The organism is Amycolatopsis sp. NPDC051716 (assembly GCF_040681595.1).
GTDB lineage: Bacteria > Actinomycetota > Actinomycetes > Mycobacteriales > Pseudonocardiaceae > Amycolatopsis.
The window spans coordinates 62,125-82,011 of the sequence record NZ_JBFAZA010000036.1 but is presented as its reverse complement, the minus strand read 5'-3'; the positions used below and the strand labels follow the sequence as shown (position 1 = coordinate 82,011).

Here is a 19,887-nt window from a genome sequence, read left to right as displayed (position 1 = left end):
GGCGGTGAAGGGAGGCGCACCATGTGCGGACGCGACAACTGAGGTCATCGGCTCACCACCCCGACCCGGCGCCACGCCCTCGCGATCGGCACGGCCACCGCGGCACCGGCCGCCCCGGCCACGGCGATGGTGTGCGCCGGGCCCAGCACGTCGGCCAGCGCGCCCGCCGCGGCCGCGCCCAGCCCCTGCACGGTGATCAGGCCCGTCGAATTCACCCCGGCACACTGCGCGCGGTGCTCGTCGGGCACCCGCCGCATGAACGAGACCGTGCCCTGGATGTTGTAGCCCGTCGCCACCAGCCCGGACGCCGCCATGAGCACCACCGACGTCACCAGGCCGGGCCGGCAGACGAACACCACCAGCGGCAGCCCGGCCACGATCCCCAGCCAGCCCAGCACGCGGACCTGCACGTGCTCCGGGATCCACTTGCCGAACACGACGCCGCCGAGCACGCTGCCCGCCGGGTCCGCCGCCATCAGCAGCCCCACCAGCGTCGCGCCCGCGCCGATCCCGGCCGCGTACGGCGCGGCCAGCGCCTCCGGCACGACGTAGAACCCGGCCAGCCAGTTGAGCGCCACCAACGTCCGCAACGCCGGGTCGCGCCAGATCAGCCGGATACCCGCACCGGTCGTGGACAGCCAGGCCGGCCGGACCGACTGGGCGATCGCCGCTCGCCGCCGGACGCCGGTGACCAGGAACAACGCCGAAAGCAGGAACGTCGCCGCGTCCAACGCCAGCGCCGCCGACGGCGTGAACGCGGCGATCAGCGCGCCGCCCCCGGCGAACCCGGCCAGCTGCGCGCCCTGCATCGTCACGTTCCGCAGGGCCATCCCGACGAGGTACCGCTCGCCTTCCAGCACCGACGGCAGCAGCGCCTGCTGCGCCGCCTTGAACGGCCCGCCGAGCGCCGTCATCACCGCGACCAGCACGCACAGCACCCACAGCGGGACACCGGGGACGGCGATGACCGCGACCAGCGCGGCCCGCGCCAGGTCGGCCGCGACCATCACGTCCCGCCGCGGCCACCGGTCGCCCGCGCCGGCCAGCAGGATGCCGCCGAGCAGCGAAGGCACGTACGTCAGGGCGTAGGTGAGACCGGTCAGCGCGGCGGAGGACGTGCGCTGGAAGACGAGCACCGCGAGCGCGACCCTGGCGAGCTGGTCACCGCAGACGGAGAGCAGCTCGGCAGCCCACATCGCCCGGAACTCGGCGACGGCGAGCACCGCACCGAAACCGGCCTTCTTCACCCCTGCGTCATCCATCGGTGCCCCTCGAAACCGCAGCCCCCGCTACGGTAATCACCCACCGGAGTGGAATCGAGCCGTTCGGTGACAGTTGCCCCGATCGCACCAGCCACAACCCCCGGACGGCCCGCGACGGCCGTCAGGCCGGGTGGCCGCCGATGCGGGTGGTGAGCTCGGCCGCCATCATCGCTACTTCCGCCGCCAGGTCCGGCCAGGTCTCCGGGCAGGGCTCCGCCGCGCAGTGGTGGCGAAGCGTGACGCTGATCGCCGCCAGGGGGCGGGCGCCGTGGTCGAAGACCGGGCAGGCCACCGAGGCGAAGCCGGCGGTGACGTGGCCGTCCTCGACCGACCAGCCGAGCCGGCGCTCCGCGGTGAGGGTGCGGCGCAGCTCGGCCAGCGTGCGCGGGCCGCGGCCGGTGCGGAGCACGAACGCCGGCGCCGCCGGGAACAACGCCCGGACGTGCGGGGCCGGCAGGTGCCGCAGGATCGCCCGGCCGGACGCAGTCAGCTGCGCAGGCAGCCGGACGCCGACCTCCGTCACCAGCGTCTCGGGCCGGGCCGGGCGTTCCTTGATCAGGTACAGCGACTCGCTGCCGTGCAGGACGCCGAGGTGGGCGGTGTGCCCGACGCGGTCGACGAGCTTGCGCAGCAACGGCCCGGCCAGGCGCTCCAGCGGATCGTGGCGCAGGTAGGCCGAGCCCAGCTCGAACGCCGCGATGCCCAGGCCGTAGCGGCGCTCGGCGGGCAGGTGCACGACGAAACCGGCCGCTTCGAGCTCGCTGAGCAGGTGGTACGTGGTCGAGCGGGGGAGTCCCGCCTCCCGGGCGATGGCGGCCGCGGTGACCGGGCCGGGCCGCGTCGCCAGCAGGCTCAGCACCGCCAGCCCGCGGCGCAGCGCCGGGACCTCACTGCTGTCGCCCATGGCCCGAGCCTAGTGTCTGGGATACCAGACAGAACCACCCGTTGAGGCATCCCACCAGCGGTTCCGAAGGGGTGCAATGGGCCCATGCCGGAAAAAGTGCTCCTGGGCCCGGAGCCCCTGACCGCCGCCCAGGTCGTCGACGTCGTCCGCGGCCACGCGCCGGTCGGGCTCACGGACGCCGCCGAGAAGAACCTCGCCGCGACCCGCCTGCACATCGAGGACCTCGCCCACGCCGTCACGCCCACCTACGGCGTCTCGACCGGCTTCGGCGCGCTCGCCACCCGGCACATCCCGGTCGAGAGCCGGACCGCGCTGCAGCGCAGCCTGATCCGTTCGCACGCCGCCGGTGCCGGGCCCGCCGTCGAACCTGAGGTCGTCCGCGCGCTGATGCTGCTGCGGCTGCGCACCCTCGCCAGCGGCTACACCGGGGTCCGCCCGGGCACCGCGCAAACGCTTGCGGCCCTGCTCAACGCCGATATCACGCCGATCGTCCACGAGTATGGCTCGCTCGGCTGCTCCGGCGACTTGGCGCCCCTGGCCGCCGTCGCGCTGGCGCTGATGGGCGAGGGTGAAGTGATCCACGCCGGTCGGCTGAAGCCCGCCGCGGAGGCGTTGAAGCAGGCCGGGATCGAGCCCGTCGTCCTGGCCGAGAAGGAGGGCCTCGCGCTCACCAACGGCACCGACGGCATGCTCGGCATGCTCCTGCTCGCCGCCGCCGACCTGCACCGGCTCTTCGACATCGCGGACCTCACCGCCGCGATGAGCGTCGAGGCCCTGCTCGGCACCGACCGCGCGTTCGCCGCCGACCTCCAGGCGCTGCGCCCGCACCCCGGGCAGGCGAAGTCCGCGGCCCGGATGTGGCAGGCGCTGCAGGGCTCGAAGATCGTCGAGAGCCACCGCGGCCCGGACTGCAACCGCGTCCAGGACGCCTACTCGCTGCGCTGCGCCCCGCAGGTCCACGGCGCCGCGCGCGACAGCCTCACGCACGCCGAACTCGTCGGCGAGCGCGAGCTGATGTCCGCTGTGGACAATCCCGTCGTCCTGGCGGACGGCCGCGTCGAGTCCAACGGCAACTTCCACGGCGCGCCCGTCGCCTACGTCCTCGACTTCCTGGCCATCCCGGTCGCCGACGTCGCCAGCATCGCCGAGCGCCGCACCGACCGGATGCTCGACAAGGCGCGTTCGCACGGCCTGCCGCCGTTCCTCGCCGACGACCCGGGCGTCGACTCCGGCCACATGATCGCCCAGTACACCCAGGCCGCGATCGTCAGCGAGCTCAAGCGGCTCGCCGTCCCGGCGTCCGTCGACTCCATTCCGAGCAGCGCCATGCAGGAGGACCACGTCTCCATGGGCTGGTCGGCCGCGCGGAAGCTGCGCAAGGCCGTCGACGGCCTGACCACCGTGCTGGCCATCGAGCTGCTGACGGCGGCCCGGGCGCTGGACTTCCGGGCGCCGCTGGAGCCGTCGCCGGTCACCGGCCGCGTCCGGGACCTGCTGCGCACCAAAGTGAACGGTCCCGGTCCCGACCGGCACCTGGCGCCCGAGATCGCGGCTGCCGAAGAACTCGTCCGCTCCGGCGCCGTCCTCGACGCCGCCCGTCTGGAGGTCTGAGAATGTCCCGCGTCGTCCGTGCCGCCCGCGGCACCCAGCTCACCGCGAAGTCGTGGCAGACCGAAGCCGCGCTGCGGATGTTCCACAACAACCTCGACCCCGACGTCGCCGAGCGGCCCGAGGACCTGGTCGTCTACGGCGGCACCGGCAAGGCCGCCCGCAACTGGGCCAGCTTCGACGCCATCACCCGCGAACTGACCACTTTGGACGTCGATGAGACGCTGCTCGTCCAGTCCGGCAAGCCGGTCGGGGTGTTCCGCACGCACGAGTGGGCGCCGCGCGTGCTCATCGCGAACTCGAACCTGGTGGGCGACTGGGCGACCTGGCCGGAGTTCCGCCGCCTGGAGCAGCAGGGCCTCACGATGTACGGCCAGATGACCGCGGGCTCGTGGATCTACATCGGCACCCAGGGCATCCTCCAGGGCACCTACGAGACGTTCGCCGCGGTCGCCAAGAAGAAGTTCGGCGGGACGCTGAAAGGCACCCTCACCGTGACCGCCGGCCTCGGCGGCATGGGTGGCGCGCAGCCGCTCGCCGTGACCATGAACGACGGTGTCGCGCTGGTCATCGAATGCGACCCGCAGCGCGCGCACCGCCGCGTCGAAACCCGCTACCTCGACGAGGTGGCCGACGACCTCGACGACGCCATCGCCCGCGTCACCAAAGCGAAGCAGGAGAAGCGCGCACTGTCGGTCGGCGTCGTCGGCAACGCCGCCGAGGTGCTGCCGGAGCTGCTGCGCCGCGGCGTCGAAGTCGACATCGTCACCGACCAGACGTCGGCGCACGACCCGCTGTCCTACCTGCCCAAGGGTGTCGGCGTCGACGACTGGCACGACTACGCGGCCAAGAAGCCCGACGAGTTCACCGACCGCTCGCGCGAGTCGATGGCCGACCACGTCGAGGCCATGCTCGGCTTCCTGGACAAGGGGGCCGAAGTCTTCGACTACGGGAACTCCCTGCGCGGCGAAGCCAAGCTCGGTGGCTGCGAGCGCGCGTTCGACTTCCCCGGCTTCGTGCCCGCCTACATCCGGCCGCTGTTCTGCGAAGGCAACGGCCCGTTCCGCTGGGCGGCGCTCTCGGGCGACCCGGAGGACATCGCGGCCACCGACCGCGCGATGCTGGAACTGTTCCCGGAGAACGAATCCCTCGCCCGCTGGATCAAGCTGGCCGGCGAGCGCGTGGCGTTCCAGGGCCTGCCCGCCCGGATCTGCTGGCTCGGCTACGGCGAACGCCACCTGGCGGGGCTGCGGTTCAACGAGATGGTCGCCAGCGGCGAGCTCAAGGCGCCGGTCGTCATCGGCCGCGACCACCTCGACTCCGGCAGCGTCGCCTCGCCGTACCGCGAGACCGAGGGCATGGCCGACGGCTCCGACGCGATCGCCGACTGGCCGCTGCTCAACGCCCTGGTCAACACGTCCTCGGGCGCCAGCTGGGTGTCGATCCACCACGGTGGCGGCGTCGGCATGGGCCGGTCCATCCACGCGGGCCAGGTCAGCGTCGCCGACGGGACGCTCCTGGCCGCGCAGAAGCTCGAGCGTGTGCTCACTAACGACCCGGGAATGGGCGTCATCCGGCACGTCGACGCCGGTTACGATCGCGCGGCCGACGTCGCCGACGAGCGGGGCGTGCGGGTGCCGATGCAAGGAGACGCGTGACCGCCTCGACGTTGCTGGCCGAGATCGACGACGTCGGGCGTGACCCGAAGCGCGGCGGCTACTCCCGCCACGCCTTCGACTCGCCCGAGCACGACCTGCGCGAGTGGTTCGTCGAGCGCGCGCTGGGGCTCGGGCTGGACGTCGAGACCGACCGCAACGGCAACATCTGGGCCTGGTGGGGGCCGCCGGGGCGCAACGCCGTCGTCACCGGCAGCCACCTCGACTCGGTGCCGGGCGGCGGCGCGTTCGACGGCCCGCTGGGTGTGGTGAGCGCGCTGGCCGCTGTCGAGGCCTTGCAGGCCAAGGGGTTCCGGGCGCGCCGGCCGCTGGCCGTCGTGGTGTTCGCCGAGGAGGAGGGCGGCCGGTTCGGCGTTCCTTGCCTGGGTTCGCGGCTGCTCACCGGCACCATCGACGCCGACAAGGCCCGCGGCCTGCGGGACGCCGACGGCGTGACGTTCGCCGAGGCGGCCGGGAAGGCGGGCGTCGACCCGGCGCGGATGGGCCGGGACACCGAGCGGCTCGACCGGATCGGGCAGTTCCTCGAGCTGCACGTCGAGCAGGGGCGCGGGCTGATCGACCTCGGTTCGCCGGTGGCCGTGGGCAGCACGGTGATCGCGCACGGACGGTGGCGGTTTTCCTTCGCGGGCCAGGGGAACCACGCCGGGGCGACGCTGCTCGCCGACCGCGTGGACCCGATGCTGCCCGCCGCGGCGACGGTCACGGCCGTGCGGCGGCTGGCCGCGAAGGTGCCGGACGCGCGGGCGACCGTCGGCCGGCTCGTGCCGACCCCCGGCGGGACCAACGTCATCGCGTCCACAGTGGACCTGTGGCTGGACGCGCGGGTGCCCGGCCAGGGCACGCCGGGGCTGGTCGCCGAGGTCAGCCAGGCGGCCTCGGACGTGGCGCGGGAGGAAGGCTGCCGGGTCGAGGTGACGCGCGAGTCGTATTCCGGCGATGTCGTGTTCGACGACGCTTTCCGGCGTGACCTCGGCGAGTGGCTCGGCGCGCCGCCGGAGCTGCCGACCGGCGCCGGGCACGACGCGGCGATCCTGGCCGGGTTCGTCCCGGCCGGGATGCTCTACGTGCGCAATCCGACCGGGATCAGCCATTCGCCGGAGGAGTTCGCCGAGGCCGGCGACGTCGAAGCCGGTGCCGCGGCGCTGGCCACGGCCCTGGAGCGGCTGGCGCAGTGACCCCCAACCCGACCCTCGGCCCGCGGGGGCGCCCCCCGTTTCCAGCCTATCGCGCGGCACCGACAGTTTTCTGGTGCGAACAGGCCTGGCTGCCGGCCGGGATCGCGGCCGGGGTGCGCATCGACGTCGACGGCGGCCGGATCACCGCCGTGACACCGGGCTCGCCGCGGTCCGGCACCGTGCTCACCGGACTGACGTTGCCGGGCTTCGCGAACGGGCATTCGCACGCCTTCCACCGGGCCCTGCGGGGCCGGACGCACCACGAACGCGGCACGTTCTGGACGTGGCGCGAGCGCATGTACACGCTGGCCGCGCGGCTCGACCCCGACACGTACTACCGGCTGGCCCGCGGGGTCTACGCCGAGATGGTGCTCGGCGGGTACACGAGCGTCGGCGAGTTCCACTACCTGCACCACGCGCCCGGCGGGAAGCCCTACGCCGACCCGAACGCGATGGGGGCCGCCCTGCGGCAGGCCGCGGCCGACGCCGGGATCCGGTTGACGCTGCTCGACACGTGCTACCTGGCGGGCGGCATCGGTGTCGAGCCCGACGAGGTCCAGCGGCGGTTCTCCGACGACTCGGCGTCGGCGTGGGCTTCCCGGGTGGCCACGCTGAAGGAAGACGAACTGTTCCGGGTCGGCGCGGCGATCCATTCCGTGCGGGCGGTGCCCGCCGATCAGCTGTCCCTTGTGGACAGTGCACGGGTCGTGCACATCCACTTGTCGGAGCAGCGGGCCGAAAACGAGCAGTGCCGGGCCGCCTACGGCCGCACGCCCACCGAGCTGCTCGACGACCGCGGGGTGCTGACCGAGCGCCTGGTCGCCGTGCACGCCACGCACCTGACGGCGTCGGACATCGACCGGCTGAGCGGAGCGCGGGCGTGCTTCTGCCCGACCACCGAACGCGACCTCGGTGACGGCATCGGGCCGGCCCGCGCCCTGCGCGACGCCGGGGTGCGGCTGAGCATCGGCAGCGACAGCAACGCCGTCGTCGACGCGTTCGAAGAGACCCGGGCGCTGGAGCTGGACGATCGCTTGGCCAGCGAAGAACGCGGGCGGTTCAGCGCCGAAGAGCTCCTCGAAGCGGGCACGGACCACGCGGCGATCGGGTGGGACGAGGTCGGCGCGCTCGCCGAGGGAGCGGGCGCGGACCTCGTCACCGTGGCCCTGGATTCGGTGCGGACGGCCGGGATCGAGCCGTCGGGTGTCGTGTTCGCGGCGTCGGGGGCCGATGTCCGGCACGTCGTCGTCGCCGGCCGCGAGGTCGTGCGGGACGGCGCGCACCTGCTCGTCGACCGACCGGAAATCCTACTGGCGAAGGAGATCGAGGCACTGTGGCGGTCCTGATCACGGGCATCGGCGAGCTCACCACCAACGACCCGGCGCTGGGCCGGCTGACCGACGCCGCCCTGGTCGTCGAGGGCGGGAAGGTCGCCTGGGCCGGGTCCGCCGCGCAGGCCCCGGACGCCGACGAACGCGTCGACGTCGGCGGCCGCGCGGTGCTGCCCGGCTGGGTCGACAGCCACACGCACCTCGTCTTCGCCGGCGACCGCACCGCCGAGTTCGAGGCGCGGATGGCCGGGAAGCCCTACACCGCAGGCGGAATCGCGACGACGGTCGGTGCCACGCGGGCGGCGACGGACGAGCAGCTGGCGGCGAACCTGCGTCACCACGTCGCCGAGGCGGCCCGGCAGGGCACGACGTGCCTGGAGACCAAGACGGGCTATGGGCTCACGGTGGCCGACGAAGCCCGGAGTGCCCGGATCGCCGGTGAAGTGGCCGACGAGGTCACGTTCCTCGGCGCGCACCTCGTGCCGCCCGGTGCCGACGCGGAGTCCTATGTGGACCTGGTCTGCGGCGAGATGCTCGACGCGGTGGCGGAAAGCGTGCGCTGGGCGGACGTGTTCTGCGAGACGGGCGCATTCGACGAGGCCCAGTCCGCGCGAGTGCTGAAGGCCGCCGCCGGGCGCGGGCTCGGCCTGCGGGTGCACGGCAACCAGCTCGGCGAAGGCCCCGGGGTCCGGCTGGCGGTCGAGCTCGGCGCGGCGAGCGTCGACCACTGTACTTATCTCGCGGACGCGGACGTCGAAGCGCTGGCGGCTTCCGAGACGGTCGCGACGTTGCTGCCCGCGTGCGACTTGTCGACCCGCCAGCCGCTGGCCCCGGCTCGGCGGCTGCTCGACGCGGGGGCGACGGTGGCGCTGGCCAGCAACGCCAACCCGGGCAGCTCGTACACGACGTCGATGGCGTTCTGCGTCGCGACGGCGGTGCTGCAGATGCGCATGACGATCGAGGAGGCCGTCTGGGCCGCCACGGCCGGCGGCGCGAAGGCGCTGCGCCGCGAAGACGTGGGTGTGCTGCGCCCGGGCGCCCGGGCGGATGTCCACGTGCTCGACGCGCCTTCGGTGACCCACCTGGCTTACCGGCCCGGCGTGCCGCTGACGAACATGGTGTGGCGTGTCGGGGAGCGTGTGCGCTAACGTCGAAAGCGAGGACGCGCGAAGACACAGTCCGGTATGGGTTAGTCCGGACAGCTCACACAGGCTTACCTGTGCGTCCCTTCCTCATCCGTGACGAAGGGACAGCTGTGTCTGTGATCATCATCGGGGCCGGCCTGGGTGGCCTGAGCCTGGCGCACGGCCTGCGCCGCGCCGGAATCCCCTGCCGGGTCTACGAACGCGACGAGTCGGCGGGCGCGCGCAAGCAGGGGTACCGGCTGCACATCAGCGGCGTCGGCGACGCGGCGTTGCGCGAGGTGCTGCCGCCGGAGCTGCACGAACTCTTCCGCGCCACCGCCGGCCGCGCGTTGCCGCACACGAACGTCTACGACCACCGGTTGCGGCTGCTCACGCGCATGGAGGACGAGGGAACGCACCTCAACATCAACCGCTTCACCCTGCGGCAGATCCTGCTGCACGGCCAGGAAGTCGCCTACGGCAAGCAGTGCACGCACTACGAGACCGGCGCGGACGGCGTGACCGCGCACTTCGCCGACGGGACGACCGCGCGGGGTGACCTGCTCGTCGGCGCCGACGGCATCAACTCCGGCGTGCGGCGGCAGTACCTCCCGCACGCCCCGGTCGTCGACGCCGGGCTGGTGCACCTCTACGGCCGGCTCCCGCTGACGCCGGAAACCCGCGCGCTGTTCGAGCCGGAGATGTTCGCGGTGTTCTCCATGATGCTCGGCCCGGACCGGACGATGGCCGGGTTCGCGCCGGTCGACTACCCCGAACCGGTGGCCGCCGCGTGCGCGCGGCTGGTGCCGGACCTGCGGTTGCGCGACGACCAGCCGTACATGACCTGCTCGGTGGGCGCGCGCTGGGAAATCGCCGGCCACTCCGAAGCCGAGCTCGCCGCGATGGCGCCGGAGGACCTGCAGAAGGTGGCGCTCCGCCTGGTCGACGGCTGGCACCCCCTGGCCCGCGCGATGGTCGAGCACTGGGACGTCCCGGCGACGTTCCCGCAACCCATCCGGACGAGCATCCCGATCGGGCCGTGGGAACCGTCGCGCGTGACGCTCGTCGGCGACGCGATCCACGCGATGAGCCCGGCCGCCGGCGCGGGCGCCAACACCGCGTTGCGCGACGGTGCGGCGTTGGCGTCCGCGCTGGCCGGGGCTCCGCCGCTCGAGGCGGTGGCCGCCTACGAGGCCGCGATGGTGGGCTACGGGTTCGCCGCGGTGCGGGAGTCCGCCGAAAACGGGCGCCGGTACCTCGGGCAGAACCCGCTCACAACGGCAGGGTGAACGGCGTGCACGCCGGCGCGTAGCTCGCGTCGAGCGCGTGCAGGATCAGGCCGGTGACGTTGGGGTCGACCGCCTGGCTCAGGTGCCCGGACGCGTCTCCCGCGCAGAAGTCCTGCAGGACGACGTCCGTGGTGCCGGGTTCACCGAGGATTCCGCTGGTGTAGGGCGTGACGACCTCGTCGTACTTGCTCACGATGCTCGTGTAGGTGGGGCCGGGGACGTGGACGCCACCGCGGGCGAGGTCGTCCAGGAAGGCCGACGGCGCGAGGTACTCGGTGCACGCGCCGCACGCCGTGCGCAGGACCGCGCCGAGCCCGGGCACGGAGGTGAGCAGGGCCTTGGCGAGCGCGTCGAGGCCGCCGAGCGTCGTCCCGCGGTAGTTGGCGCCGAAGCCGACGAAGTGGGCGACCTTGGCGGCCCCGCCGTACTTCAGGTAGTACGCCGGCATCGTGCTGCCTTCGGAGTGCCCGACGATGTCGACCTTCGCCGCTCCGGTCGCGGACCGGACCCGGTCGACGAACCGGCCGAGCTGCGCCGCGCTGTCGCGCATGGACGCGAGCCCGCCGACGCCGGGGCCGAGGATGCCGGTGCCGTACGTCAGCGAGAAGACGCAGTAGCCCTGGGCGGCGATCTTCGGCGCGTGGAAGAACCAGTTGACGGTGTCGTTCGCGCCGAGCCCGTGCACGAGCACGACGGGCTCCGGGTGCGCGGCCGAGGGTCGGCAGACCCAGTCGTTCCAGCCGCTGCTCGGGGCCGCTTCCGCGACCGACGGCGCGACCGCGCCGAGGGTGAGCGCCGCGGCGAGCACGGCCAGGGTTCGCTTGACACCGCCGTTGGTGACCCGCATTCCATTGCCTCCAGTTACCCGTCAGTACGTGACCCAGATCATGATCGGTCACAGACCGCTGGAGACGACCTGGGAAAATGCTCAGAGTTGCCCGGCGGGCGTTGTGACGGGTGACAACGACGGCCTGCGGGTCGCGGTGACGATCCCGGCCAGCGCGACCAGCCCGCAAAGCCAGGCGAACCAGTCGCCGAAGCGGGCGTAGGGAGTCTTCCCCGGCCCGAGCGGGACGTCGGCGACGACCACCGAGAACGGGCGGTCACCGGTGTGGGCGTCGGCCAGCACGTGTCCTTGGGCATCGGCCAGCATCGGCGTGCCGCGCGCGGCGCTCCACGCCACCGAGAAACCGTTCTCGACGCCGCGGATCAGCGCGGTGCGGCTGTGGGCCCAGCCATCGACGTCTTCGTCGGAGGCCGGGATGAGGACCAGGCCCGTGCCGGCTTCGCCGTAGCCGCCGCTGGGGTCGGCGAAGTTGACGTCCATGCACACCATGAGCCCGATCCCGGCGAGGTGCGCGAGCTGGGTGCCGGAGGTGAGGTTCGGCGAATCCCCGTTGTGCCACTTGCGGTACTCCACCGGCGGGCCGGACGGCGGAATCGCCAGCGCGGCGTTGAACCGGCCGTCCGGGGTCGTGTCGATGACGCCGGTGACGACGTCGAGGTTCCGCTTGCGGGCGACGTTCGTGAAGGCCTCGACGAGCCGCGGACGGCTGGCCTGGTCCACCGCGAAGGTGCCCTCGGGAAGCACGGCCACCCGGACGCCGTCCGGCAGCCGGCCGATTTCGTCCACATAGGACTGAAGGCGGGTGCGGCCCTCGAACGTGGCCACGTCGAGCCCCCAGCGGCTCTGTCCCATGGCGAGCAGGGCGATCCGCGTCGGCGGCCCGGTGAGCGGCGGCGTCGTCCAGAAGGCGAGCCCGGCCAGCGCCGCGGCGGTGACGACCAGACCGGCGAGCCGGGCCCGGCCACGGACGCCCGGCGCGAGCGCGGCGGCCACGGCGGCCGGGACGAACAGCACCAGGAACTCCACGCCCCAGCCGCCGGTCACCGTGGCGAGCCGCAGCACGGACGGCCGGTCGGCCTGGGTCGTCATCAGGGTGTCCATCACGCCGGTCGGGTTGAGCAGCGAAACGACGTACAGCGCGGCGGTCCACAACGCGGGTGCGGCGAGCGCCGCCAGGAGGCCGTGCCCGCGCCGGACCAGCACCCGGAACAGCCCGGCGGACAGGGCGAACAGCAGCGCGCTGCCGCCGAGGATCCCGATCGCCGCGGGGCGCGGGATCGAAAGCGAATGCCAGTAGTAACTCCAGCTGCCGGTGCTCCCGGCGAGGTAGGCGGCGAACGCGCAGGCCATCGCGGCGGCGCCGGGGACGCGCGGCGCGAGCAGCAGGATCGGCAGAGGTGCCACCCAGGCCAGTTCGGGGACCGGGGCCAAGCCCGTGCCGAAGAAGAACAACACCGCCGACGCCACCGTCGCGACGACCGCCCACCCCAGCTTGTTCATCGTGGCCCCTTTCGCCCGGTTTTGATCGTTCCAGGGGAGGCGGGCGGCCACACTGGGTCGAACCACCCGATTCAGGTGGGGTTAACCCCACCCCGGTTCACGCAGAGTTCAGTAAGCCGTCACTCGACAGGGATCGGAGCCGTCCCTGTCGATCAGTAGCGTTGCTAACGAACAGCAACGAAAGTGGGCCGCCCATGGACTTCTCGCTGATCGTGCTGGTGGTGATCGTCGCCGCATTGGCCTTCGACTTCACCAACGGCTTCCACGACACCGCCAACGCGATGGCCACCTCGATCGCCACCGGGGCGCTCAAACCGAGAGTCGCCGTCGCCGTTTCGGCCGTGCTGAACCTCGTCGGCGCGTTCCTTTCGGTCGAGGTCGCCAAGACGATCTCCGGCGGGATCGTCGACGACACGAAGGTGACACCGGTGATCATCTTCGCCGGGCTCGTCGGCGCCATCGTGTGGAATCTGGTGACCTGGCTGATCGGGCTGCCGTCGAGTTCGTCGCACGCGCTGTTCGGCGGCCTGATCGGCGCGACCTGGATCGCTTCGGGCTCCGACGCCGTCCACTTCGGGAAGGTCGTCGAGAAGGTGCTGATCCCGGCGCTCGCTTCGCCGATCGTCGCCGGGCTCGTCGCGACGCTGGGAACCTTCCTCGTCTACCGGATCACCGCCCGGGCGAAGCAGGACACGGTGGGCCGCACCTTCAAGGCCGGCCAGATCGCCTCCGCGTCGCTGGTCTCGCTCGCGCACGGCACGAACGACGCGCAGAAGACCATGGGCGTCATCACGCTCACGCTGATCGCGTCCGGTTCGCTGGCGCCGAACTCGGGGCCGCCGCTCTGGGTGATCCTGACCGCCGGCACCGCGATCGCGCTCGGCACCTACCTCGGCGGCTGGCGGATCATCCAGACGATGGGCAAGAAGCTCACCGAAATCCAGACACCGCAGGGGTTCGCGGCGGAAACCAGCGCCGCGGCGGTCATCTTGACGTCGGCGCACCTCGGGTTCGCGCTGTCCACCACGCACGTCTGCTCGGGCGGCATCATCGGCTCCGGGCTCGGCCGCAGGCTCGCCGAGGTCCGCTGGGGCGTCGCGGGCCGGATGGTCCTGGCCTGGGCGCTGACGCTGCCCGCCGCCGCGATCGTCGGCGCGGTCGCCGCCGAGGTCTCGACGCTCGGGACCTGGGGCACCGTGCTGGTCGGCCTGGCCGGGGTCGTCGTCGCCCTGGGCATCTACCTCGCCTCGAAGCGGAACCCCGTCAACGCCAACTCCATCCACGAGCCCGAGTCCGGCGTCGCGCAGCCGGCCAACGCCTGAGGAGCGCCGTGCACATCAATTGGGGTTCCCTCGGTCTCGTTTTCGTCGTCGCGCTGGCTTCGGTCGTCGTGCTGACGAGCCTCTTCTCCTTCGGCGTGGTCGGGCTCTCGCAGCGTGAATCGGCCCGTGCGGAGGGTGGCTCGGGCAGCGGGCCGCTGGCCGGCGCGGTCGTCTGCTTCGCCGCTTGCCTCGCGATCGTCGGCTACGGGATCTACTTGATCGTCGCCTGAACGCGGTCCCGGAACCCGCCGGGCAGCCCGCTGAGCATCGGTTTGAGCGTGGCGCGCCGTGCCTCGCCCAGGTGGGTCAGCAGGTCGAGCGCCGGCGTCCAGAGGTCTTCGTCGGCGCTCGCCGCCGTGACCAGCCGGCCGAGCCGGTGCGCCGGGAGCAGGCCGACGACGTGGTCGATGCGGCGCTTGTCGTCGAGCACGAACGCGATCCGCAGCAGCGCCGGGTTGTCGATCTGTTCCAGGGCCCGCCGCACGGTGGGGTCCGGCAGGTGCCCGACGAACCGGCCGAGGGTGATCCAGTCCTCCTTGCGCGCCAGTTCGCCGGCGACGGCGAGGACGGTGTCCAAGGGGATCCGGCTGATGATCGCGCTCGCGCGCCGCGGGTCGAGCTCCGCGGCCACGTCGGCGAGGAACCGGGTGCTGAGCCGCTTGGCGACATCGACCCCGCGCGCGACGTCGACGAGCCCGGCGATCCGGGCGCACAGCAGCGGGCCGAACACCTTCTCGGCGATCTTGGCGAGCACCCCGACGGGCACGACCCGCGCGGCCAGGGCCATCCGCTGCAGCGCGGCGGCGTTGGCGTCGAACAGCGTGTCGGTGACCTGCTCGCGGAAGGCCTGCAGGTCGTCGGCGTCGACGCGGGCGAGGTAGGCCAGGCGCGCGGGCTCGACGCCGAGGACGCGGGCCAGCTTGAGGATTTCGGCCTCGGCGCCGTAGTTAGCCGACGGCACCGCGTGCTCCGTCACAGGCCGACCACCTTCCGGACCGCGCCGCGCAGCAGCGAGGGAACGTACCGAAGGCCTTCTTCACCCGCTTCGGCGAGCGCTTTCGCCTGACGTCTGCGCGCGTCACGCAGCGCGTCGGCGAGGTCCTGCCGCTCGTGCTCTTCGAGGGCCTCGATGCCTTCGGGGAGGTAGCCGCCCAACTGGTCGGCGAGTGTGCGCTCGGCCATGGTGGATCATCATGCAACACCGCGGCCGCCACCGTGCGGATATGCGCATCGAGACGCCCACCGTCCGTGTCGGCGACCTCGCCGCGCCGTGCTCCGTGTTGTGAGCACTGCTCTCACTGAATGGCCGACGGCGCTCTGCTTCGAGAGCACTGCTCTCGTGCGACAGAAAGCGGTGCTCGATGTCGAGAGCACTGCTCACGCGCCGCGGCGCACCACGGCGTGAGGCGAGAGCACTGCTCACGCGCGGCGGCGCACCACGACGGGAAGCGAGAGCACTGCTCACGCGCGGCGGCGCACCACGGCGTGGGCGAGAGCGCCACGATGGGAGGTGAGAGCACTGCTCACAACCGGTCCGGCGCGACGCTCCGGAACGAGAGCACTGCTCTCGCACTGCGGCGCACCGCGGCGTGAGGCGAGAGCACTGCTCACAAGCAGCCCGGCGTGGCGCTCTGGAACGAGAGCACTGCTCACCTGCCGCCGCGAGCGATGTTCAGCTTCGAGAGCACCGCTCTCGGCGATGCCAAGACTGGGCCGCTGCAGGGCGTGGGCAAGCTGAACGGTTGACTTTCGGCAGTGGTCGGGTCGCTGTCACGCCTTGTAGTTTCGACCCCGTGCGGGCGGTGACGAAGCGTAGGTGGCGGGCGGTGCTCGACGTCGCCGTCGGGCTGTTCCTCGCGTTCACCGTCGTCGTCGGCACGCTGGACACCCGGTCGTGCTGGGAGCTGGCCGGCGGCCTCGTGGTCGTCGCCGGCTCGGTCGCGACGGCCCGGCGGTACCCGGCCGTCTCGCTCGGCGTCGCTCTGGCCGGGGCGCTGGCCGTGCCGTTCCCCTATGGCAGCCGCATGCCCGCGTGGGTGATCTTCGTGCTGGTCGCGATGAGCTACCAGGCCGGGCTGCGGATGCCGCGCGCCCGCCCCGGCATCCTGACCGGGGCGGCCGTCACGGTGCTGGGGCTGCCGGTCGCGCTCGTCTTCGGTCCGGACGGCCTCGGCGACTGGGCGCAGATGGTCGCGATCATCGTCTTCGCCGGGCTGTCGCCGTGGCTGCTCGGCCGGTACGTCCGGGTCCGCGGCGAGCTCGCCCGCACCGGCTGGCGGCGGGCCGAGGAGATGGAGAGCAGGCAGCAGCTCGTCGCCGAGCAGGCCCGGCTGCGGGAGCGGGCGCGGATCGCCAGCGACATGCACGACTCGCTGGGGCACGAGCTGAGCCTGATCGCCGTCCGCGCCGCCGCGCTGGAGGTCGCGGGCGGGCTCGACGACGCCCAGCGCGACGCCGCCGCGCAGCTGCGGATCAGCGCCGCGACGGCGACCGAGCGGCTGCGCGAGATCATCGGCGTGCTGCGCGAAGACGCCGCGCCGGTCGAGCCGGTGCAGGGCGACCTCGGCGAGCTGATCGCGCGGGCGCGGGCGTCCGGGCTGCTCATCGAGTCCACAGTGGACGCCGCGGAGGTGCCGCCGATGGTGGCCCGCGCCGCCTACCGGGTGGTGCAGGAAGCGCTGACGAACGTGGCGAAGCACGCGCCTGGCGCCGCCGTGACGGTCCGGGTGACCGGCAGCGGCGCGCGGACCGACGTCAGCGTGGTCAACGCGCCGCCGCCCGCCGGGCCGCTGCCCGGGGCCGCGTCCGGGCACGTCGGGCTGATCGGCCTGCGCGAGCGCGTCCGGCTCGTGGGTGGCACGCTGCGGGCCGGGCCTGACGCCGGCGGGTTCGCCGTCAGCGCGACGCTGCCGCACGGGGCCGCGCCGGTCGAGCGGCAGGAGACCGGCTCGGCCGACGACGAGTCCGGGCAGTCGACGTCGGCTCGCGCTCTCGAACTGGCCCGGCGTGACGTGCGGCGCAGCCTGATCCAGGCTGTCACCGTCCCGCTCGTCCTGTTCGCGATGGTCCTCGCGGTCGCCGGGATCGCGTTCCTGTACCAGTGGAACTCCTCGGAGCTGCCCACGCCGGTCTACGAGCGGCTGCGGATCGGGCAGCCGCGGGCCGAGGTGGCGCCGCAGCTGCCGGAGAACCAGCGCATCGCCCGGCCGGTGCGAGGTGAGCCGCCCCTGCCGGCGGTGGCCGGGATCGCGTGCGAGTACTACGGCACCGGGCGGTCCTGGCTCGACAACGACTACGCCGCCTACCGGCTGTGTTTCGCCGATGGGAGACTGGTCGCCAAGGACAGGTTCGCCGAGGGGGCAACGTGATCAGGGTCGTGCTGGCCGACGACGAAGCGATGATGCGGGCGGGGGTGGCGGCGATCCTCGCCGCGGACCCGGGCATCGAGGTCGTCGCCGAAGCCGCCGACGGCCGTTCGGCGGTCTCCCAGGTCCTCGCCACGCACCCCGACGTCGTGCTGCTGGACATCCGGATGCCGGGCCTCGACGGCCTCGGCGCGGCCGCCGAGATCCGGCGGCTGCTGCCCGCGACCGGCGTGATCATGCTGACCACGTTCGGCGAGGATGACTACATCGAGCGCGCCCTCTCCCTCGGCGCGGGCGGGTTCCTGCTCAAGTCGGGCGACCCGCGCGAGCTCCTCGCCGGCATCCACGCCGTCGCCGGCGGGGCCGCGTTCCTCTCGCCGAAGGTGGCCCAGCGGGTGATCGCCCGGCTCTCCGGCGGGCAGCTGGCGCGCGCCGCCGCGGCCCGCGAGCGGATCGCCGCGCTGACCCCGCGCGAGCGGGAAGTGCTGACGCTGCTGGGTTCGGGACTGTCCAATGCGGACATCGCGGCGAAGATGTTCGTCGTCGAGGGCACGGTGAAGGCGCACGTGAGCACCATCCTGACCCGGCTCGGCGCGAAGAACCGGGTGCAGGCGGCGATCACGGCGTACGAGGCGGGACTGGTCGGGGGAGACGCGGCGGCGTCCACCCCGTGATCCCCGCGCCGGCGCGGGCCGTCGCTTTGGCCGGCAGGCACTTCAGCAGGGCCGTGCGCAGTCCGATCGCGACGGGGTTGGTCAGCTGCGGGCCGAGTTTGCCCATCCGGACGGACTCGCGCACGACGTGCTGACTGCGCGGCCGTCGTTGCCGGTCGTAGTGCTCGAGGGCCGCGTCGACGGTGTCCTGTGTGGACACGGCGTGGGCGAGCACGACGGCGTCTTCGATGGCTTGGCAGCCGCCCTGGCCGAGGAACGGCGGCATCGCGTGGGCGGCGTCGCCGAGCAGCGCGATCCGGCCGCGGGTGTAGGTGGGGAGCGGGGTGCCGAGGTAATAGAGGTCGTGGTGCAGCACGGCTTCGGGCGGGGTGGCGGCCAGGAGGGCCGGGATCGGGTCGTGCCAGTTCGCGAAGGCCTGTGCGAGGTCGGCTCGGCGGGTGCCCGGTGCGGCGAGGGCCGAGATCCACCAGTAGACGTCGCCGCCGGTCAGCGGGAGGACGCCGACTTCGGTGCCGCGGTCGAAGCTCGTGCTCAGCCCGGTTCCGGGGCGGTGCGCGACGCCGCGGAACGCCGTGCTGCCGGTGTAAACGGGTTCCGGGTGGTCCGGGAAGAGCGTGTGGCGGACCCGGCTGTGGATGCCGTCGGCCGCGACGACGAGGTCGGCGCGCAGTTCTTTGCCGCCGACGCGGACCAGGCCGTCCTCGCGGACTTCGGTGACTTCTTCGGCGGTGCACAGGCTTTCGGCGGGAATCGCGTCCCGAAGGGCGGCGATGAGGTCCCGCCGGTGGATCGCGCCGAGTGGCCGCCCGTGCCGTCGCGCGAATTCGGTGGCGTCGAAGCGGGAGATCCGCCGGCCGCGGCGGTCGCGGAACCCGCCTTCTCGTTGCGGGGCCAGGCGCCCGCCTAGGTCGACGCCGAGTTCGTCGAGGCTGCGCAGGGCGTTCGGCCAGAGCGAGATCCCGGCGCCGACGTCGCCGAACTCGGGCGCTTTCTCGAGGACGGTGACGGTCCAGCCGACCCGGTGCAGCCCCGCGGCCGCCGCCAGGCCGCCGATGCCTCCGCCGACCACTACTGCGTGCATGGCGCCTCCTCTACATCTGTAGAGCACTCTACACCTGTAGAGTGCTTCTTGTAGAGTGCACTGCGTGGAACGAGTGGATGTGATCGCCGACGCGGCGATCGCGGTGATCGCGGCGGAGGGCATGCGCGGCTTGACCCACCGGGCGGTCGATCGCGCGGCGGGCCTGCCGGTGGGGTCGACGTCGTACTACGCGCGCACGCGGGCGGCGCTGCTGGAGCTGACGATCGCGCGGATCGTGCTCCTGGACCAGGCTCCGACCGGGTCGTCGGGGTCCTTGGCGGAATTCATCGCGGGCTACGCGTTCGAGGCGATCACCTCGGGGCGGACGCGGATGCTGGCGCGGTACGAATTCGCACTGGAGGCGACGCGGCGCCCGGAGCTGCGAGCGGTGTACGACGAGGGTGGGTTGCAGATCCGCCGCCAAGCAGCGGCGGCGCTGGAGGCGGCCGGTTCGGCGGACCCTTCGCGGCACGCGAGGGTGGTGGTGGACTGGATGGAGGGGACGATCTTCGGCGCGCTCGCGGGGACGGGATCGCTTGCGCCGCTTGGCTTGGACGAGCTGGTCGAGAGCGCTCGGGAGATCCTGTCGGGCATCGGTGTGGAGTGACCTCGGCCCGGTTGTCCACACCCTTGCGGTGATGTGGACAACCGGCTCGCAGTGGCGGCTTTTCCGGGTTTTGTCGGGCGGCCTCGATAGACTGGACCTGGGACAGCACCCCGGAGAGGTCA

General features: G+C 72.8%; 19 protein-coding genes. 12 read left to right on the top strand and 7 right to left on the bottom strand.

The window, feature by feature from the left end:
* Positions 1–44: 44 nt before the first annotated feature.
* Positions 45–1,262 (bottom strand): MFS transporter, encoded by a 1,218-nt coding sequence (locus tag AB0M30_RS37160; RefSeq protein ID WP_364594074.1) that lies wholly within the window; start codon positions 1,260–1,262, stop codon positions 45–47.
* A gap of 121 nt (positions 1,263–1,383) precedes the next feature.
* A complete protein-coding gene (locus AB0M30_RS37155) occupies positions 1,384–2,166 on the bottom strand; it encodes an IclR family transcriptional regulator (RefSeq protein WP_364594071.1) in 783 nt (260 codons plus the stop codon).
* An 84-nt stretch (positions 2,167–2,250) separates the two neighbouring features.
* Here AB0M30_RS37155 and hutH point away from each other — a divergent pair, with 84 nt between their 5' ends.
* The 6 genes from hutH to AB0M30_RS37125 all read left to right on the top strand — a co-directional run bounded on the left by hutH (position 2,251) and on the right by AB0M30_RS37125 (position 10,369).
* The gene (gene hutH / locus AB0M30_RS37150; RefSeq protein WP_364594068.1) at positions 2,251–3,777 is read left to right on the top strand and encodes a histidine ammonia-lyase; all 1,527 of its coding nucleotides are present in this window, start codon (positions 2,251–2,253) and stop codon (positions 3,775–3,777) included.
* Positions 3,778–3,779: 2 nt separating this feature from the next.
* Positions 3,780–5,432: a urocanate hydratase gene (gene hutU, locus AB0M30_RS37145; RefSeq protein ID WP_364594065.1), complete on the top strand. Its 1,653-nt coding sequence runs from the start codon at positions 3,780–3,782 to the stop codon at positions 5,430–5,432.
* On the top strand, positions 5,429–6,625 hold the full coding sequence (locus AB0M30_RS37140) for an allantoate amidohydrolase (RefSeq protein WP_364594062.1): 1,197 nt from the start codon (positions 5,429–5,431) through the stop codon (positions 6,623–6,625). Before hutU ends, AB0M30_RS37140 begins: the two co-directional genes overlap by 4 nt.
* A gap of 113 nt (positions 6,626–6,738) precedes the next feature.
* Complete coding sequence (locus tag AB0M30_RS37135; protein WP_364594059.1) at positions 6,739–7,971, top strand: formimidoylglutamate deiminase; 1,233 nt, start codon at positions 6,739–6,741, stop codon at positions 7,969–7,971.
* Entirely contained in the window at positions 7,959–9,104 is a 1,146-nt protein-coding gene (hutI, locus tag AB0M30_RS37130; protein ID WP_364594056.1) for an imidazolonepropionase, read from the top strand. Before AB0M30_RS37135 ends, hutI begins: the two co-directional genes overlap by 13 nt.
* Before the next feature lie 107 nt (positions 9,105–9,211).
* On the top strand, positions 9,212–10,369 hold the full coding sequence (locus AB0M30_RS37125) for an NAD(P)/FAD-dependent oxidoreductase (protein WP_364594053.1): 1,158 nt from the start codon (positions 9,212–9,214) through the stop codon (positions 10,367–10,369).
* On the opposite strand, the gene AB0M30_RS37120 is transcribed toward AB0M30_RS37125, so the two are convergent.
* Both AB0M30_RS37120 and AB0M30_RS37115 read right to left on the bottom strand, forming a co-directional pair.
* Entirely contained in the window at positions 10,353–11,216 is an 864-nt protein-coding gene (locus AB0M30_RS37120) for a lipase (RefSeq protein ID WP_364594050.1), read from the bottom strand. The genes AB0M30_RS37125 and AB0M30_RS37120 overlap by 17 nt on opposite strands.
* An 81-nt stretch (positions 11,217–11,297) precedes the next feature.
* Positions 11,298–12,716, bottom strand: coding sequence for an acyltransferase (locus AB0M30_RS37115; protein WP_364594047.1), 1,419 nt, complete (start codon positions 12,714–12,716; stop codon positions 11,298–11,300).
* A gap of 194 nt (positions 12,717–12,910) precedes the next feature.
* On the opposite strand from AB0M30_RS37115, the gene AB0M30_RS37110 reads away from it, so the two are divergent.
* Together AB0M30_RS37110 and AB0M30_RS37105 are read left to right on the top strand one after the other, a co-directional pair.
* Positions 12,911–14,038: an inorganic phosphate transporter gene (locus tag AB0M30_RS37110; RefSeq protein ID WP_364594044.1), complete on the top strand. Its 1,128-nt coding sequence runs from the start codon at positions 12,911–12,913 to the stop codon at positions 14,036–14,038.
* Positions 14,039–14,046: 8 nt separating this feature from the next.
* A complete protein-coding gene (locus AB0M30_RS37105) occupies positions 14,047–14,268 on the top strand; it encodes a hypothetical protein (RefSeq protein WP_360176591.1) in 222 nt (73 codons plus the stop codon).
* On the opposite strand, the gene AB0M30_RS37100 is transcribed toward AB0M30_RS37105, so the two are convergent.
* Positions 14,250–14,999: a hypothetical protein gene (locus tag AB0M30_RS37100; protein WP_364594166.1), complete on the bottom strand. Its 750-nt coding sequence runs from the start codon at positions 14,997–14,999 to the stop codon at positions 14,250–14,252. The genes AB0M30_RS37105 and AB0M30_RS37100 overlap by 19 nt on opposite strands.
* An 11-nt stretch (positions 15,000–15,010) precedes the next feature.
* Entirely contained in the window at positions 15,011–15,220 is a 210-nt protein-coding gene (locus tag AB0M30_RS37095) for a hypothetical protein (RefSeq protein WP_103343677.1), read from the bottom strand.
* Positions 15,221–15,661: 441 nt separating this feature from the next.
* Between AB0M30_RS37095 and AB0M30_RS37090 the strand changes: the two genes are divergently transcribed.
* Genes AB0M30_RS37090 through AB0M30_RS37080 form a run of 3 tightly spaced genes read left to right on the top strand, consistent with a single transcriptional unit; the run spans position 15,662 to position 18,077 of the window.
* Positions 15,662–15,784, top strand: a complete 123-nt coding sequence (locus AB0M30_RS37090) for a hypothetical protein (protein WP_364594040.1) — start codon at positions 15,662–15,664, stop codon at positions 15,782–15,784.
* Positions 15,785–15,831: 47 nt separating this feature from the next.
* Positions 15,832–17,406 carry a histidine kinase gene (locus AB0M30_RS37085; protein WP_364594037.1) on the top strand — a complete coding sequence of 525 codons (1,575 nt, stop codon included), beginning with the start codon at positions 15,832–15,834 and terminating at the stop codon, positions 17,404–17,406.
* Positions 17,403–18,077, top strand: a complete 675-nt coding sequence (locus tag AB0M30_RS37080) for a response regulator transcription factor (RefSeq protein ID WP_360176585.1) — start codon at positions 17,403–17,405, stop codon at positions 18,075–18,077. The genes AB0M30_RS37085 and AB0M30_RS37080 overlap by 4 nt, the downstream gene beginning before the upstream one ends.
* On the opposite strand, the gene AB0M30_RS37075 is transcribed toward AB0M30_RS37080, so the two are convergent.
* Positions 18,022–19,158 (bottom strand): FAD-dependent monooxygenase, encoded by a 1,137-nt coding sequence (locus AB0M30_RS37075; protein WP_364594034.1) that lies wholly within the window; start codon positions 19,156–19,158, stop codon positions 18,022–18,024. The genes AB0M30_RS37080 and AB0M30_RS37075 overlap by 56 nt on opposite strands.
* A 64-nt stretch (positions 19,159–19,222) precedes the next feature.
* Here AB0M30_RS37075 and AB0M30_RS37070 point away from each other — a divergent pair, with 64 nt between their 5' ends.
* Entirely contained in the window at positions 19,223–19,765 is a 543-nt protein-coding gene (locus AB0M30_RS37070; RefSeq protein ID WP_364594031.1) for a TetR/AcrR family transcriptional regulator, read from the top strand.
* The last annotated feature ends 122 nt before the right edge of the window (positions 19,766–19,887 follow it).